Raw genomic sequence first — 14,060 nt, 5'->3', positions numbered from 1 at the left:
CCCGTCACATTCGACGAACGAGAGGGATCGAATAGTTCACTCCCGGACTACTTTGGCACCTCGCTGACCTCGGAGGCGGCGAAGGCCGGGCATCATGTCCCGTGAGGGCCCCGGACGTTGGCGTTCACGAGACGGATGCTCCGGGGAGGGCCGGGAGAGGCCGCGACTCCCACCGTCCGCCGCTCGCCTCCGGGTGCCGGCCCAAGGCGGGGAATGCGCGGATCCGGTGTCGCGCCCTTTGACGCCATTCCCGGGAAGAGGGTCGACAATCGGCCATTTCCGGAGACCTGAACCAGGCACGCGCCTGCTCCTTTTCGCCGGCCCCAAACCCCGCGCACCCCAGGTCCCCTCCATCAGGCGAATCCGGAGGGGGTCCGGCGTGCCGCCGCACGGCCCGGAACATGCTCCCGGTCGTGTACGGATCACTCTTCTGGCGGCTGGCCGCAGCGCTCGCGCTCACCTGGCTGCTGACCGCCCCCGCCCCCGCGACCGCCGACAGCTGCGCGTACGCGTCCATCGGGGATGACGACGGCGGCACGGCCGTGGCCGTCAGCGGCGACGGCGACTGTTTCGCCGGCCCGGAGCCGGAGCCCACTCCGACGCCCACGCCGAAACCGGAGCCGCCCCCGCCGCCACCCCCTCCCCCGAAACCGGCACCGCCACCACCGCCACCGCCCCCTCCGGCGCCCGAGCCCGAGCCGGCACCACCGCCCCCGCCGCCCCCACCGCCCCCTCCACCCTCCCCCACGCCGAAACCCGAGCCGAAGCCGAAGCCCTCGCCGTCCGTACGGCCTTCACCTTCCGCCCACGTCGCGCTCCCCGCCTACCGCAGACCGGTGCGGAAGACACCGGAGCGCCACACCTCCTTGGTCACGCTCACCTTGATGATCACGGCCCCCGCGGTGTTCGCCGTCGCCGTGCTGCGCCCCCGTTCCCGATGAATCCCGGAGACGCTCATGTCGGAATGGCTCGTTCTCACCCTCGCCCTGGTCGCGGCCACCGCCGTCGTCCTGACCATCGCCGTCCTCAGCAACCGCAGACTCGCCGAGGACGACGACCCGTCCGAAACCCCCGATGTCATCGAGTACATGACGATGATGATCGGCGTGATCTACGCGATCGTGCTGGGGCTCGCCATCGCGGGTGTCTGGGAGGGCCGGAGCGCCGCGCAGGAGTACGTACGCCAGGAGGCCCAGGCCCTGCACGAGGTGAGCGCGCGTTCCTCCGTCTACCCGGAGGAGGTGCGTACCCGCATCCGGACCGACGTCGACACGTACGTGAGCTACGTGGTGCACGACGAGTGGCGGACCATGACCGAGCACGGGACACTCAGCGACCGCGGGACCGAACTGCTGGACAAGGTACGTGCCGACGTCACGGACTACCGGCCCAGGACGGACCACGAGGGGCAGGCGTACCAGCCGCTGGTCGACCAGGTGGCCGCCGCCGACGACGCCCGCAGTGCCCGGGGGCAGAGCGCCGGCGCGACCATGCCCGGGGTGGTGTGGTTCGGGCTGATCATCGGCGCCCTGGTGACCGTGGGCCTGATCTTCACGCTGCAGATCCGCCGCACGTTCCGTGAGCTCCTGCTGGCGGGCCTCTTCAGTGTGCTGATCGCCTTCCTCCTCTTTCTGATCTGGGACTTCGACTCGCCGTTCGGGCGGGGGTTCTCGGCCACCGCCGCCCCCTTCCTCGACCTCTTCCCGGAAGCGGCGGGCAGGTAGCGGACCGTCCCCCGGCCGGTGCGCCGCCCGGGGGACAGCGGTGCCCCATTCGCCGGACCCCGATCGCGGGCGAAATGCACCACTTCTAGCGTGGGCCGCATTCGAGGTGCATTTCTGACACTTTGTGGAAATCCGTTCCGCAGCTGCTCCTCGGGGACCCGGAGGATTCACCATGCGCGCAATACGTGTCGCCCCCGTCGCTCTGTTCGGCGCCGCAGCACTCGCCCTGACCGCCCCGGCGGTGACCGCGTATGCCGCGACCGCGGACGCCGCGGCGGGCGGCGGGAACGGCTACACCGTCACGCCGTCGGTGGTCGCGCCCGGCGGCGTGGTCACCCTGGCGGCCCGGGGCTGCTCGACGACGGCCACGGCCTCCTCGGGGGTCTTCGACACCGTCACCATCCCGGTGAACGGCAGCAGCCAGGCCACCGTCGACTCGGACGCCAGGCCGGGCACCGCCTACGAGGTGACGTTCATCTGCAACACCTCGCCCAGCTCCACGGCCAAGGTGAATCTCACGATCAACGCGGCCACGGGCACGCCCACCACGCCCAACACGAGCTCGACGAGCACGGCCGCGGCCACGACCACGGCCTCACCGGCCGGGGTTCAGGGCGGCCTCGGCGGCAGCATCGGCAGCATGAACTCCGGCAAGATCGTGGCGGGCACCGCGCTCGCCGTGGTGGCCGGTGCCGGTGCCGTGTTCTTCGCGCGCCGCCGCAGGGAGAGCCGCTCGCACTGACCACTGCGAGCGGATGGGCCACGAGAGTCGCCCCGGGTCCTGTCACAGGACTCGGGGCGACTTCGGTTATCGGTCCGGCGGGGGCGTCCTCAGGATCAGGCCGCCCCATGACCCGTCCTCCGGCGGCGCATGATGTACACGCCGCCGAGGGCCGCCGACGCGACGAGGCCCGCGCCGACACCCATCTCCGCCGGGGTCGCGGCCATCGAACCGCCGAGCCCGCCCTGGGCGCCCCGGCTGTCGAGCACGGTGAAGCGGTGACCGGCCGTCCGGTCGGTGCCGTCGCACCGGACCGTCAGGTTGTACGTGCCGGGCGTCGCGTCGTTGAAGATACGGACCCGGGCGTGGCCGACCCGGCCGGCCGAGAGCCGGGTGGTGCGGAACGCGTTGGACGAGACGCTGCCGCCCCGGCCGCAGCCCTCGGCGCTGACCTGCATGGCCGCGCCCTGGTGCACGCGCTCGGGGTCGACGGTCACGTTGTTCGGGCCGTTGTTGCGCCCGTTGCCGTTCCCGTTCCCGTTCCCGTTCCCGTTCCCGTTCCCGTTCCCGTTCCCGTTGCCGTTGCCGTTCCCGTTCCCGTTGCCGTTCCCGTTCCCGTTCCCGTTCCCGTTGCCGTTCCCGTTGCCGTTCCCGTTCCCGTTGCCGTTGCCGTTGCCGTTGCCGTTGCCGTTGCCGTTGCCGTTGTTCCAGCCGTCCTGGTCGTTCCAGTCGTTCCAGTCGTTCTGGTTGTTGCCGTTGTTCCAGTCGTTCTGGTTGTTGCCGTTGCTCTGGTTGTGCCCGCCGTCTCCGCCGGCGGCCGCCATCGGGGCACCGACCCCGAGGGCGGCGACGGCGGCCGCGGCGACAACGAGAGCGCGTGTAGCACGCATCGTTCGTACCTCCACCGGGAAGCGCCCCGGGGCTCTGTGCGCCGGGATGGATCGACGAGAACGCCTCCCATGACGAACCCTCACCAGAACCTTGATCCACCGCATTTCGGCACTGCTCCACACCGGTGATCCGACACGCCGTGCGAGCACCCCCGGAACTGATGGATGTGCAGGTCACAGTCCGTCAGAAGTTTTATCCACGCGCTACTCCGATAAGCATCCGGGTGGCTCGCCGCCACCCGTTCGCCCTTCTCGGATCGCCGCCCCGCCGCACCGCGCCTAGCGTTCTGCTCGTCGCGACGAAGGGAGAACCATGGGCCGGGACAACTGGCGGCCGGAACGGGTCAGGCACTCGCCCTGGGGCGCGCTCGCCCTGGCGCTGCTCACCGGTCTGGCCCTGATGCGCAACGGCGCCGACCTCTCCCCCGGCCCGCCGCAGCCGGTCGCCGCCGCCTCGGTGGGCCACCAGAAGAAAGCCCCCGTGGCCCCGGTGGCGGGCCCGGCCGTCAAGCCCCTCCCGTACGCGCCCGTCGCCCGCGTGGCCATCCCCTCGATCCAGGTCGACGCGCCGGTCATCGATGTGAACCTCGACCCGGACGGCTGGATCGAGACCCCGCCGGCGGAGGACCCCAACCTGGCCGGCTGGTACCAGAACGGCATCGCTCCGGGCCAGACCGGTACCTCCGTCATCGTCGGCCATGTCGACAACAAGGCGGGCCCCGCCGTCTTCTACGGCCTCGGCTCGCTCAAGAAGGGCGACCGCGTCGAGGTCGGGCGCAGCGACGACCGGGTGGCGGTGTTCGAGGTGTACGGCGTCGAGGTCTTCGCCAAGAACGACTTCCCCGGCGCCCGGGTGTACGGCGACACCGGGAAGCCGGAGCTGCGGGTCATCACCTGCGGCGGCGGCTACACCAAGGCCAACGGCTACGACGGCAACGTGGTGGTGTTCGCCCGGCTGGTGGAGACCCGCTGACCTCCGCGTTCAGCGCCACCGCGGCACCGTGAGCCGGTACCCGTCGTCCAGCAGCTGCGGCAGATACCGCCGCAGTGCCGCCACGCTCTGCGAGCGGTCGCCGCCCGCGTCGTGCGAGAGCACCACCGCTCCGGGGCCCGCCCCCTGCCTGACCCGGCGGACGATGCTGTCGGTGCCGGGCACGGTCCAGTCGAGGGTGTCCACGGTCCAGGCCATCGGTTCCATGCCCATCGCGGCACCGATCTCGAAGGAGTCGCGGTTCCAGGCACCGTAGGGCGCCCGGTACCAGAGCGGCGCCGCGCCGGTGATCTCCTCGATGACGTCGCTGGTACGGCCCAGCTCGTCGGTGATCCCGGCCCGGGAGAGCTTGGTGACCAGGGGGTGCGTCCACGAGTGGTTCCCCACGGTGTGCCCCTCGTCGGCGATCCGGCGGACGATGTCGCGGTTGTCGTTCGCCATCTCCCCGCAGAGGAAGAACATCGCCCGTACGTCGTGCTCGCGCAGCGTGTCCAGGATGTGCGGGGTGTAGAGCGGATCGGGGCCGTCGTCGAAGGACAGCACCATGGCGTGGCCGATGTCGGTCAGCTCTTCGAACGGCCGGGTGCGGACCGGCGGCGCCGCGGGCCGGTAGCGGGGCGGCGTGTGTCCCGTCATGGGCCGCAGCCTATAGGCCAGCGGCCGGCTCCGGAGGGTGGCGGCCCGCGATCCGGCCACCCCCGCCGCGGGCTTCGCCGGGCGGCCCGGGGAGGCGACGGGATCCGCGGCGACGACGCTCACGGCGGTGGCGGCACCCAGGCCGGCGACCAGCCTCAGGACCGTTCTGCGCAGGGGCGGTCTGTGATCACTCTTCATGCCCCACTGCTCGCACGTCCGCTCCGCCGCCCGCCTCAGCGACACCGGGTGCCGGGGTTTTTTGCACCCGGATGGCGGGAACGCGTCCGCGCACGTGGTGAGCGGTGCGCGGCACCCAGGAGGCCGGGCCGGGGGTCGGGGGGCGAGCCGATAACCTCACTGCCGTGACAGCTCAGCACTCCCACCAGTTCGAACGTGGCACAGACGGACCGAAGGTGATCGTCGCGGGCCTCGACGGTTCCGAGTCGTCGATGCGCGCGGCCGCCTACGCCGCCGGGCTCGCCCGTCGCCAGAGGGCCCTGCTGGCCCTGGTGTACGTCCAGCCCGTACTGCCGGCGGGGGCGGCGCTCGGGGCCCCGGTCGGTGATGCCACGGGTGAGGTCGCCGAGGGACTGGTGAGCGAGATCCGGGCCGGGACGGAGCGACTGAAGGACATATGGGACGTGCGCTGGGAGTTCCACACCTTCCGCGGTGACCCCTACAACGGTCTGGTGACCGCTGCCGACGAACTCAAGGCGGACGCCGTCGTGGTGGGCGCGTCGGAGTCGGCCGGGCACCGCTTCATCGGCTCGGTGGCCGTCCGTCTGGTGAAGGCGGGCCGCTGGCCGGTCACCGTCGTGCCGTAGCGCCCCCGTCCGGGGTGCCGCCCGACCGTTCACCGCACCATTCGCCGCTCCGAGCGACCGCTCGTCGCACGGAGCGGCGTTTGTCCTGTTCCTCGTCGGCTGAATGCGCTCGTATACGCCAGGTCAGCAGCGAGGCGGCGACTTTGGCGGGAAGGGCGTTCACCATGACCACGACGACGACCGATGAGCGGGCCCTCGCGGAACTCCAGCGTGAACACGGACCCGCCCTGTTCCACTTCCTGCTCGGCCTGACGTTCGGCGACCGGCAGCGGGCCGAGGACCTGCTCCAGGAGACGCTGGTGCGGGCCTGGCAGCACCCGGAGGCGTTCGACGGCCCGTACGAGTCGATGCGGCCCTGGCTGTTCACCGTCGCGCGGCGGCTGGCGATCGATGCCCGGCGCTCCCGGCTGGCCCGGCCGGCCGAGGTCAGTGACGTCGTCCTGGAGTGCGCCCCGGCCGGCTCCGACACGGCGGAGTCCGCGATCGCCGCGCTCGACGTGCGCGAGGCGGTGCGCGCCCTGAGCCCGGAGCACCGGTCGGTGCTCGTGCAGATCTACTTCCGCGGACTGAGCGTGGGCGAGACCGCCGAGGTGCTCGGGATACCGGCGGGCACGGTCAAGTCGCGTTCGTACTACGCTCTGCGGCTGCTCTCCCGCCGCCTGCCCGGCTATTCCAGCAGGTCCTCCTCCCGCAGCAGCGCCAGCAGCTCCACCGCCTCCGCGGTCGCCGCGTAGTCGGCGGCGCACCGGTCGCAGCCGCGCAGGTGGTGAGCGACCGTGCGGGCCTCGGCGGCGGTCAGCGCGTCCAGGACGTAGGCGCCCAGCAGCTGCCGCACATGCGGCCCCTCCCCGGGATCGGCGGTCATCGCAACCTCATGTCTGTGACTGATCGGGTCCGGCGGATCCTGCTCTTCTGGCCACGCGGCGCGCGCTCCCCCGGTTCAATGCTGCGTGGGGAACCGGCCGGGAGCCCACCGGCCGCACGGCCCCGAGACCGAGGGAATGAGGCGATACGGGATGCCTCCGGAACGTCATGAGGGGTCTGGCCGGGCCGGGTTGTCGGTCCCGATGGCCTGGCTGTACGCGGAGTACCTCGCCGATGAGCTGCTGCGCACCGGCGACCTGATGGAGCCGGCGACGCTGGAGTACCGGGCGGGGCGGGATGCGCTGGCGCTGACCATCTTCCTGCTGGACGGGGCGGTGACCGAGGCGCTGCCGGCCGCGCGGGTGGACGAGCTGCGGCTGCTCACCGCGTCCGGGACGCCTTGGCGCCGCTGGGTGTGCGAGCGGCTGCACGCCCCGGCGCCCGGCCGCACGGACGCGGACCTGGCGCTGGCCCGGGCGGCCTGGCGGTGGCTGGAGGAGACCGAGCTGCTGGCGGCCGACCTGGAGGCGCTCGGCCCGCCGCCCCGGGAGCCGGAGGGTGGTGCGGACCAGGACGTCGAGGAGGCCGCGCAGGTGTGGACACCGGCGTGGCGACTGGGCCTGCCGCTGGGACATCTGGCGGTCCACCTGTACTAGTAGGGCTTGGCCGTGATCAGGAACCGTGCACTCCGGCGCGGTACTTCGGCAGCCGTACGGTGATCCGCATCCCGGCACCGATGCCCGTCTCGATGACGAGGCCGTACGCGTCCCCGTACACCTGGCGGAGCCGTTCGTCCACGTTGAGCAGGCCGATGCCGGTGGATCTGCCGCCCTCACCGCGCAGGATGTGGCGCAGCCGCTGGGGGTCCATGCCGGTGCCGTCGTCCTCGATGACGACCTCGGCCTCGGAGCCGGCGTCCAGGGCGCTGATGGTGATGCGGCTGGAGGTGACGGCGCCTTCGAGGCCGTGTTTGACGGCGTTCTCGACGAGCGGCTGGAGGCAGAGGAAGGGCAGGGCGACGGGCAGGACCTCGGGGGCGACCTGGAGGGTGACGGAGAGCCGTTCGCCGAAGCGGGCCCGGACCAGGGCGAGGTACTGGTCGATGGAGTGCAGTTCGTCGGCGAGGGTGGTGAAGTCGCCGTGGCTGCGGAAGGAGTAGCGGGTGAAGTCGGCGAACTCCAGGAGCAGTTCGCGGGCCTTCTCCGGGTCCGTGCGGACGAAGGAGGCGATGGCGGCCAGGGAGTTGAAGATGAAGTGGGGGGAGATCTGCGCGCGCAGGGCCCGGATCTCGGCCTCGATGAGCTGGGTGCGGGAGCGGTCGAGTTCGGCCAGTTCCAGCTGGACGCAGACCCAGCGGGCGACCTCGCCCGCGGCCCGGGCGAGGACCGCCGACTCGCGCGGGGCGTAGGCGACGAGGGTGCCGAGCACCCGGTGGTCGACGGTGAGCGGCACGGCGACGGCCCATCTCAGCGGGCAGTCCAGGTCGTCGCAGTCGCTGCGGAAGGCGGTGTCGCGGCCGGTTTCCAGGACGCCCGCGACCTGCTCCATGACGTGCCGGCCGTGGTGGTCGCCCTCGCCGTCCCAGACCAGGACCCCGTCGCGGTCGGTGAGGCACAGCGCGTCGGTGCCCAGCAGCGAGCGCAGTCGGCGGGCGGATCTGCGGGCGCTGTCCTCGGTGAGTCCGGCGCGCAGCGGGGGCGCGGCCAGGGAGGCGGTGTGCAGGGTCTCGAAGGTGGCGTGCTCCACGGGCGTGCCGACGTCGCTGGTGCGCAGGGGCCGCGCGGTGCGGCGGCCGAGCAGGAGGCCGCCGCCGAAGAGCAGGAGGGCGAGCACGACGATGACGGCATATCCGGCGCCGGTCACCGGTGCCTCCCGGTGGTGAGCGCTTCGGGCAGGTGGAAGCGGGTCATGGCGGCGTTGGTGCCGGGGGGTATCCGGCCCGGTGTGGCGAGTGAGACCAGGATCATCGCGAGGAAACCGACGGGCACGGACCAGACGGCGGGCCAGGCGAGCAGGGCGTGCGGCCAGCCGGGCGGGCGTACCGCGCCGCTGACCGTGATGGCGACGGACAGCAGCGCGGAGCCGCCGCCCAGCAGCAGGCCGGCGACGGCCCCGGGCGGGGTGAGCCTGCGCCACCAGATCCCGAGGACCAGCAACGGACAGAAGGAGGAGGCGGAGACGGCGAAGGCCATGCCCACGGAGTCGGCGACGGGGACCCGGCTGACCATCAGCGAGCCGGCCAGGGGGACGGAGATGGCGAGGACGGTGGCCAGCCGGAAGTGCCGGACCCCGCGCGAGGGCAGCACGTCCTGGGTGATGACCCCGGCGACGGCCATGGTCAGTCCGGACGCGGTGGACAGGAACGCGGCGAACGCGCCGCCCGCGACGAGCGCCCCCAGCAGATCACCGCCGGCTCCGCCGATGACCCGGCCGGGCAGCAGGAGCACGGCGGCGTCCGCGTCGCCGCCGTGGATCAGCTCAGGGGCGTACAGCCGGCCCAGCGCGCCGTAGACGGGCGGCAGGAGGTAGAAGACGCCGATGAGGGCGAGGACGGCGACCGTGGTGCGGCGGGCGTCGCGGCCGTTGGGGCTGGTGTAGAAGCGGACGACGACGTGCGGCAGGCCCATGGTGCCGAGGAAGGTGGCGACGATGAGGCCGTAGGTGGCGTACAGCGGGTGGTCGGCGCGGAAGGGGGAGAGGTGTTCGTCGAAGGTGATGTGGGGCTGTCCGTCGCCCTGCCAGGCCAGCACCAGGAAGATCGCGGGGACGAGGAGGGCGGTCAGCTTCAGCCAGTACTGGAAGACCTGGACGAAGGTGATCGAACGCATGCCTCCGGCGGCGACGGCGAGGACGACGACGGAGGCGACCAGCACGTCGCCGAGCCAGCCGGGCGCCCCGGTGAGGATCTTGAGGGTGAGGCCGGCGCCTTGGAGCTGGGGCACGAGGTAGAGCCAGCCGGCGCCGGCGACGAGCACGCTGACGAGTCTGCGCACCTGCCGGGACTCCAGGCGCCCTTCGGCGAAGTCGGGCAGGGTGTACGCCCCCGAACGGCGCAGCGGCGCGGCGACGAAGACCAGCAGGACCAGATAGCCGGCGGTGTAGCCGACCGGGTACCAGAGCATGTCGGGGCCATGGACGAGGACCAGGCCCGCGATGCCGAGGAAGGAGGCGGCGGAGAGGTATTCGCCGCTGATCGCGGCGGCGTTGAGCCGGGGGCGCACGGTGCGCGATGCGACGTAGAAGTCGGAGGTGGTGCGGGAGATCCGCAGTCCGAATCCGCCGACGAGGACGGTGGCCAGGACGACGACGGCGACCGCCGCCACCGCGTACGTGCGGCTCACGGGGCGGGGCGGCCTTCCACGAGCCGGGCGAAGTCGCTCTCGTTGCGCTCGGCGCGGCGCACGTACCACCAGGCGAGCAGGGTGAGCGGCGGGTAGGCGGCGAACCCGAGGACGGCCCAGACGACGGCGGAGCTGTGCAGGGCCTCGAAGACGAGGGGGAGGGTGCCCACGACGGCGGCGAGGACCGCGAAGGCGGTCAGACCGGCCCGCAGTTGCCCGCGCATCAGCGAGCGGACGTAGGCGCCGCCGAGCGCGGTCTGCTCGTCGATCTCCGACTGGGTGCGGTAGCGCGGCAGCGGGCGCACCCGTCGGGGCTCCCCCGTCACCACTTCGCGCCGGGGTGTGGGCTCTGCGGACATGGGGCCGGAGTGTAGGCGTCGTCCGGCCCCGCTGGGAAGGGGGTTGGGGCTCGGTAGCCGCTGGTCAGCGGCCGGTCCGGCGCATCAGCAGGTCGCGCAGCGCGCGGGTGTGCCGGCGGCTGACGGCGAGTTCGGCGGTGCCGATGCGCACGCTCATGCTGCCGGCGTCCAGGCGCAGTTCGTCGATCCGGCCGAGGGCCACGAGGTGGCGGCGGTGGATGCGCACGAAGCCCCGGGTCCGCCAGCGCTCCTCCAGGGTGGTCAGGGGGACGCGGACGAGGTGGCTGCCGGTGGCGGTGTGCAGCCGGGCGTAGTCGCCCTGGGCCTCGGCGTAGGTGATGTCGTCGATCGGGATGAAGCGGATGACGCCGCCCAGTTCGACGGGTATCTGGTCGTGTGCGGTGTCGTGGACGGGGGCGGAACGGCCCTGGACCTGCTCGGCGACCCGTCGTACGGCCTCGGCGAGGCGTTCGCGGCGGACCGGTTTGAGGACGTAGTCGACGGCCTTGAGGTCGAAGGCGTGCACGGCGAAGCCCTCGTGGGCGGTGACGAAGACGATGAGCGGGGGCGCGGCGAACCCGGCGAGGAGCTGGGCGACGTCGAGCCCGGTGAGGCCCGCCATGTGGATGTCGAGGAAGACGACGTCGATGGCGGACGGGTCGTCGGGCCCGGCGTCGACGGCGCTGCCGATGCGGCGCAGTGCCTCGGTGGCGCCGGTGGCTCCCTCCGCGCTGCGGATGCGGGGGTCGGCGCGCAGGAGGTAGAGCAGTTCCTCCAGGGCGGGTTCTTCGTCGTCGACGGCGAGTACGCGGAGCATGAGGCCGGAGTGTAGGGGGTGGCCGCGGTGGGCGCCCCTACTTGAGCAGCCGGGACAGGCGGCGGTCCGCGAGTGGTCTGCCGCCCGTCTGGCAGGTCGGGCAGTACTGGAGCGAGGAGTCGCTGAAGGAGACCTCGCGGATGGTGTCCCCGCAGACCGGGCACGCCTGGCCGGTGCGTCCGTGGACGCGCATCGCGCTCTTCTTCTCGGCCTTGAGCCGGCCCGCCCCGAGGCCGCCGGAGCGGGCGACGGCGTCCTCCAGGGTGCTGCGCATGGCGGCGTGGAGCCGGGTGACCTCGTCGTCGGTGAGGTTCGCGGTGAGCTTGAACGGCGACATCTTCGCGACGTGCAGGATCTCGTCGCTGTAGGCGTTGCCGATGCCGGCGACGAGCGACTGGTCGCGCAGGGCGCCCTTGATCCGGCGGCGTTCCCCGGCGAGCAGTGCGGCGAACGCGTCCCGGCCGAAGTCCGGCCCGAGCGGGTCGGGCCCGAGGCGGGCGATCCCGGGCACCTCGGCCGGGTCGTGCACGAGGTGGACGGCGAGACGTTTGGTGGTGCCGGCCTCGGTCAGGTCGAAGCCGTCGCCGCCGGTGAGGACGGTACGCAGGGCGAGCGGGCCCTTCCCGGGGCGCGGCGGGGCGGCCGGGAAGGCGTCGTTCCAGCGGAGCCATCCGGCCCGGGCGAGGTGGATGATCAGGTGGAGCGGGCCGACGCCGATGTCGAGGAACTTGCCGTGCCGCCGTACGTCGGTGACCGTTCCGCCGTGCAGGGCGGTGAGCGGCGGGTCGTACGTCTTGAGGACGCTGACGGCGAGCGGCAGGACGCGGTCGATCTCCTTGCCGACGAGGTGGTCGTCGAGGAAGAGCCGCAGGGCTTCGGCTTCCGGCAGTTCGGGCATGGCCCCAGCCTGCCGCAGCCCCGCCCGGGACGCCTACCCGAGGCCGTACACACGTTCCGCGGTGGTGGCGAGCACGGCGTCGCGCTCCTCGTCGCCCAGGTCCCGGATCAGGGCGCGGGCGGTGTCCAGCACCTCGGCGTACGTCGAGGCGAGCCGGCACACCGGCCAGTCGGAGCCGAACATGAGCCGGCCGGGCCCGAAGGCGTCGATGACGGTCTCCGCGTAGGGGCGCAGGTCAGCGATGCTCCAGGTGCGCCGGTCGGCTTCGGTGACGAGTCCGGAGAGCTTGCAGACGGTGTTGGGGAGTGCGGCGAGGGCTCGCAGGTCGTCGGCCCAGGGCTGGGTGCGCCCGGTGGCGACGGGCGGCTTGCCCGCGTGGTCGAGCACGAACACGAGGCCGGGAAGGGCGGCGGCCGCCCGGGTGGCGGCGGGCAGCTGGTGCGGGAGGATCACCAGGTCGTAGACGAGTCCGGCGTCGGCCACGGCGGCCAGACCGCGCAGCACGTCGGGCCGCAGCAGCCACTCGGGGTCGGGTTCACCCTGGACCTGGTGGCGCAGTCCGACGAGCCGGTCGCCGCCGGGGAGTTCGCGCAGGGCGGCCAGGGTGTCGGCGATGTCCGGTGCGGTGAGGTCACTCCAGCCGACGACGCCGGCGACCAGCTCACTGCCGTCGGCGAGCGCCAGGAACTCGGGGGTCTCCTCGGCCGCGGTGACGGTCTGGACGAGCACGGTGGCGCTCACCCCGGCCGCACGGGCCTCGGGCTCCAGGTCGGCGAGGGTGAAGTCGCGGCGCAGGGGGGCCAGCGCCTCACCGGTGATCCAGTCCTGGTCGCGTACGGAGAGGTCCCACACATGATGGTGGGCGTCGACGACGCGGGGCCGGGCGGTCATCTCACCGCTCCCGGACGACGGGGAGCCCGGTTTCGGCGCTCTCGGCGGAGCAGTCGTGCACGACGTCCAAGGGCGATACGCATGTCAGTGTCCGTTCCCGGGCAGCAGGCCCTGGTCGCGCAGGTCGTCCCAGAGGGCGTCGGGGATCTCCCGGTCCAGCTGCGCGGCGGCGTCGCGCACCTCGTCCGGGGAACGCGTGCCGACGAGCACCCCCGCGACGGCAGGGTGGGTGAGCGGGTACCGCAGGGCGGCGGCGCGCAGGGGCACGCCGTGGGCCTCGGTGACGCCCTTCAGATGCAGGGCCCGGTCCAGCAGGTTCAACGGGGCGGTGGCGTAGTCGTAGGTGGCGCCGGGCCGCGGGTCTGCGAGGAGCCCCGAGTTGAAGACCCCGCCGACGACGACGCTCCGGCCACGGGCGGCGGCGGCCGGCAGGAGGCCGGTGAGGGCCGTGTGGTCGAGAAGGGTGAACCGGCCGGCGCAGAGGACGACGTCGACGTCGGTGTCGTGTACGAAGCGGGTGAGCATCGCGGTCTGGTTCATGCCGGCGCCGATCGCCCCGACGACCCCTTCGGCGCGCAGCTTCTCCAGTTCCGGGTACGCCTCGCGGAAGGCGGCTTCGGCGTGGTCGTCGGGGTCGTGGAGGTAGGCGATGTCGATGCGGTCGAGGCCGAGGCGGTCGAGGCTGTCCTCGATGCTGCGGCGGACTCCGGCGGCGCTGAAGTCCCAGCGGCGGCGGTGCGTGGCGCGTACGGCGAAGCCCTCGGAGAGCCCGCCGGACGCGGCGGTCTCCCCGGGGGGCAGGGGGTCGAGGAGGCGGCCGACCTTGGTGGAGAGCGTGTAGGCGTCGCGGGGACGGCGGCGCAGGGCCTCGCCGAGGCGGCGTTCGGAGAGGCCGAGTCCGTAGTGCGGCGCGGTGTCGAAGTAGCGGATGCCCACGTCCCAGGCGGCGTCGACGGCCGCGGCGGCCCGCTCCGGCTCCACCGGGCCGAAGAGGTTGCCGATGGCGGCCGCGCCGAAGGAGAGTTCGGTGATCTCGACCGTGGTGTCGCCCAGCCTGCTGCGCCGCATCCTGCCGCCGTCCTCCCCGATGGTCGCTGCAACACA

Annotated in this window: 17 protein-coding genes; 6 read left to right on the top strand and 11 right to left on the bottom strand. The window is 72.7% G+C overall.

Annotated elements, in window-relative coordinates; genetic code table 11:
• Positions 1–823: 823 nt before the first annotated feature.
• Complete coding sequence (locus ABZ564_RS16585; protein WP_360856156.1) at positions 824–958, bottom strand: hypothetical protein; 135 nt, start codon at positions 956–958, stop codon at positions 824–826.
• On the opposite strand from ABZ564_RS16585, the gene ABZ564_RS16580 reads away from it, so the two are divergent.
• Entirely contained in the window at positions 957–1,724 is a 768-nt protein-coding gene (locus tag ABZ564_RS16580) for a hypothetical protein (protein WP_360856154.1), read from the top strand. The two genes, ABZ564_RS16585 and ABZ564_RS16580, sit on opposite strands and share 2 nt — an antisense overlap.
• A gap of 172 nt (positions 1,725–1,896) precedes the next feature.
• Positions 1,897–2,466 carry a hypothetical protein gene (locus ABZ564_RS16575; protein ID WP_360856151.1) on the top strand — a complete coding sequence of 190 codons (570 nt, stop codon included), beginning with the start codon at positions 1,897–1,899 and terminating at the stop codon, positions 2,464–2,466.
• 95 nt (positions 2,467–2,561) lie between these two features.
• On the opposite strand, the gene ABZ564_RS16570 is transcribed toward ABZ564_RS16575, so the two are convergent.
• Positions 2,562–3,335: a hypothetical protein gene (locus tag ABZ564_RS16570; protein WP_360856148.1), complete on the bottom strand. Its 774-nt coding sequence runs from the start codon at positions 3,333–3,335 to the stop codon at positions 2,562–2,564.
• Between the two features lie 313 nt (positions 3,336–3,648).
• On the opposite strand from ABZ564_RS16570, the gene ABZ564_RS16565 reads away from it, so the two are divergent.
• Positions 3,649–4,308, top strand: a complete 660-nt coding sequence (locus ABZ564_RS16565) for a class F sortase (protein WP_360856145.1) — start codon at positions 3,649–3,651, stop codon at positions 4,306–4,308.
• Positions 4,309–4,317: 9 nt separating this feature from the next.
• On the opposite strand, the gene ABZ564_RS16560 is transcribed toward ABZ564_RS16565, so the two are convergent.
• Positions 4,318–5,160 (bottom strand): polysaccharide deacetylase family protein, encoded by an 843-nt coding sequence (locus tag ABZ564_RS16560; RefSeq protein WP_360856142.1) that lies wholly within the window; start codon positions 5,158–5,160, stop codon positions 4,318–4,320.
• Positions 5,161–5,324: 164 nt separating this feature from the next.
• Here ABZ564_RS16560 and ABZ564_RS16555 point away from each other — a divergent pair, with 164 nt between their 5' ends.
• Positions 5,325–5,786 carry a universal stress protein gene (locus ABZ564_RS16555; RefSeq protein ID WP_360856139.1) on the top strand — a complete coding sequence of 154 codons (462 nt, stop codon included), beginning with the start codon at positions 5,325–5,327 and terminating at the stop codon, positions 5,784–5,786.
• 164 nt (positions 5,787–5,950) lie between these two features.
• Positions 5,951–6,520 carry a sigma-70 family RNA polymerase sigma factor gene (locus ABZ564_RS16550; protein WP_360856136.1) on the top strand — a complete coding sequence of 190 codons (570 nt, stop codon included), beginning with the start codon at positions 5,951–5,953 and terminating at the stop codon, positions 6,518–6,520.
• On the opposite strand, the gene ABZ564_RS16545 is transcribed toward ABZ564_RS16550, so the two are convergent.
• A complete protein-coding gene (locus ABZ564_RS16545; protein ID WP_360856133.1) occupies positions 6,454–6,651 on the bottom strand; it encodes a zf-HC2 domain-containing protein in 198 nt (65 codons plus the stop codon). The two genes, ABZ564_RS16550 and ABZ564_RS16545, sit on opposite strands and share 67 nt — an antisense overlap.
• Before the next feature lie 151 nt (positions 6,652–6,802).
• Between ABZ564_RS16545 and ABZ564_RS16540 the strand changes: the two genes are divergently transcribed.
• Entirely contained in the window at positions 6,803–7,306 is a 504-nt protein-coding gene (locus ABZ564_RS16540; protein WP_360856130.1) for a hypothetical protein, read from the top strand.
• 16 nt (positions 7,307–7,322) lie between these two features.
• Here the strand turns inward: ABZ564_RS16540 and ABZ564_RS16535 are convergent, their stop codons facing one another.
• From ABZ564_RS16535 to ABZ564_RS16505, 7 genes are all read right to left on the bottom strand, one after another.
• On the bottom strand, positions 7,323–8,513 hold the full coding sequence (locus ABZ564_RS16535) for a histidine kinase (RefSeq protein WP_360856127.1): 1,191 nt from the start codon (positions 8,511–8,513) through the stop codon (positions 7,323–7,325).
• Positions 8,510–9,991, bottom strand: a complete 1,482-nt coding sequence (locus ABZ564_RS16530; RefSeq protein ID WP_360856124.1) for a cation acetate symporter — start codon at positions 9,989–9,991, stop codon at positions 8,510–8,512. Before ABZ564_RS16530 ends, ABZ564_RS16535 begins: the two co-directional genes overlap by 4 nt.
• The gene (locus ABZ564_RS16525; protein WP_037710719.1) at positions 9,988–10,350 is read right to left on the bottom strand and encodes a hypothetical protein; all 363 of its coding nucleotides are present in this window, start codon (positions 10,348–10,350) and stop codon (positions 9,988–9,990) included. Before ABZ564_RS16525 ends, ABZ564_RS16530 begins: the two co-directional genes overlap by 4 nt.
• 64 nt (positions 10,351–10,414) lie before the next feature.
• Positions 10,415–11,167, bottom strand: coding sequence for a LytTR family DNA-binding domain-containing protein (locus ABZ564_RS16520; RefSeq protein WP_360856121.1), 753 nt, complete (start codon positions 11,165–11,167; stop codon positions 10,415–10,417).
• Positions 11,168–11,204: 37 nt separating this feature from the next.
• Complete coding sequence (locus tag ABZ564_RS16515) at positions 11,205–12,065, bottom strand: DNA-formamidopyrimidine glycosylase family protein (RefSeq protein ID WP_360856118.1); 861 nt, start codon at positions 12,063–12,065, stop codon at positions 11,205–11,207.
• A gap of 33 nt (positions 12,066–12,098) precedes the next feature.
• Entirely contained in the window at positions 12,099–12,956 is an 858-nt protein-coding gene (locus ABZ564_RS16510) for an amidohydrolase family protein (protein ID WP_360856115.1), read from the bottom strand.
• A gap of 84 nt (positions 12,957–13,040) precedes the next feature.
• On the bottom strand, positions 13,041–14,024 hold the full coding sequence (locus tag ABZ564_RS16505) for an aldo/keto reductase (protein WP_360856112.1): 984 nt from the start codon (positions 14,022–14,024) through the stop codon (positions 13,041–13,043).
• Positions 14,025–14,060: the final 36 nt, after the last annotated feature.

The sequence above is a fragment of the Streptomyces sp. NPDC019224 genome (genome assembly GCF_040632605.1).
Classification (GTDB): domain Bacteria; phylum Actinomycetota; class Actinomycetes; order Streptomycetales; family Streptomycetaceae; genus Streptomyces.
Note: the sequence above shows the minus strand (reverse complement) of the source record. Positions and strands in the feature narration are given on the sequence as shown.

Coding starts and splice junctions, on each gene's coding strand:
- ABZ564_RS16580 (WP_360856154.1), top strand. CDS start 957: ATGTCGGAATGGCTCGTTCTCACCCTCGCCCTGGTCGCGGCCACCGCC.
- ABZ564_RS16585 (WP_360856156.1), bottom strand. CDS start 958: ATGAGCGTCTCCGGGATTCATCGGGAACGGGGGCGCAGCACGGCGACG.
- ABZ564_RS16575 (WP_360856151.1), top strand. CDS start 1,897: ATGCGCGCAATACGTGTCGCCCCCGTCGCTCTGTTCGGCGCCGCAGCA.
- ABZ564_RS16570 (WP_360856148.1), bottom strand. CDS start 3,335: ATGCGTGCTACACGCGCTCTCGTTGTCGCCGCGGCCGCCGTCGCCGCC.
- ABZ564_RS16565 (WP_360856145.1), top strand. CDS start 3,649: ATGGGCCGGGACAACTGGCGGCCGGAACGGGTCAGGCACTCGCCCTGG.
- ABZ564_RS16560 (WP_360856142.1), bottom strand. CDS start 5,160: ATGAAGAGTGATCACAGACCGCCCCTGCGCAGAACGGTCCTGAGGCTG.
- ABZ564_RS16550 (WP_360856136.1), top strand. CDS start 5,951: ATGACCACGACGACGACCGATGAGCGGGCCCTCGCGGAACTCCAGCGT.
- ABZ564_RS16545 (WP_360856133.1), bottom strand. CDS start 6,651: ATGACCGCCGATCCCGGGGAGGGGCCGCATGTGCGGCAGCTGCTGGGC.
- ABZ564_RS16540 (WP_360856130.1), top strand. CDS start 6,803: ATGCCTCCGGAACGTCATGAGGGGTCTGGCCGGGCCGGGTTGTCGGTC.
- ABZ564_RS16525 (WP_037710719.1), bottom strand. CDS start 10,350: ATGTCCGCAGAGCCCACACCCCGGCGCGAAGTGGTGACGGGGGAGCCC.
- ABZ564_RS16520 (WP_360856121.1), bottom strand. CDS start 11,167: ATGCTCCGCGTACTCGCCGTCGACGACGAAGAACCCGCCCTGGAGGAA.
- ABZ564_RS16515 (WP_360856118.1), bottom strand. CDS start 12,065: ATGCCCGAACTGCCGGAAGCCGAAGCCCTGCGGCTCTTCCTCGACGAC.
- ABZ564_RS16510 (WP_360856115.1), bottom strand. CDS start 12,956: ATGACCGCCCGGCCCCGCGTCGTCGACGCCCACCATCATGTGTGGGAC.
- ABZ564_RS16505 (WP_360856112.1), bottom strand. CDS start 14,024: ATGCGGCGCAGCAGGCTGGGCGACACCACGGTCGAGATCACCGAACTC.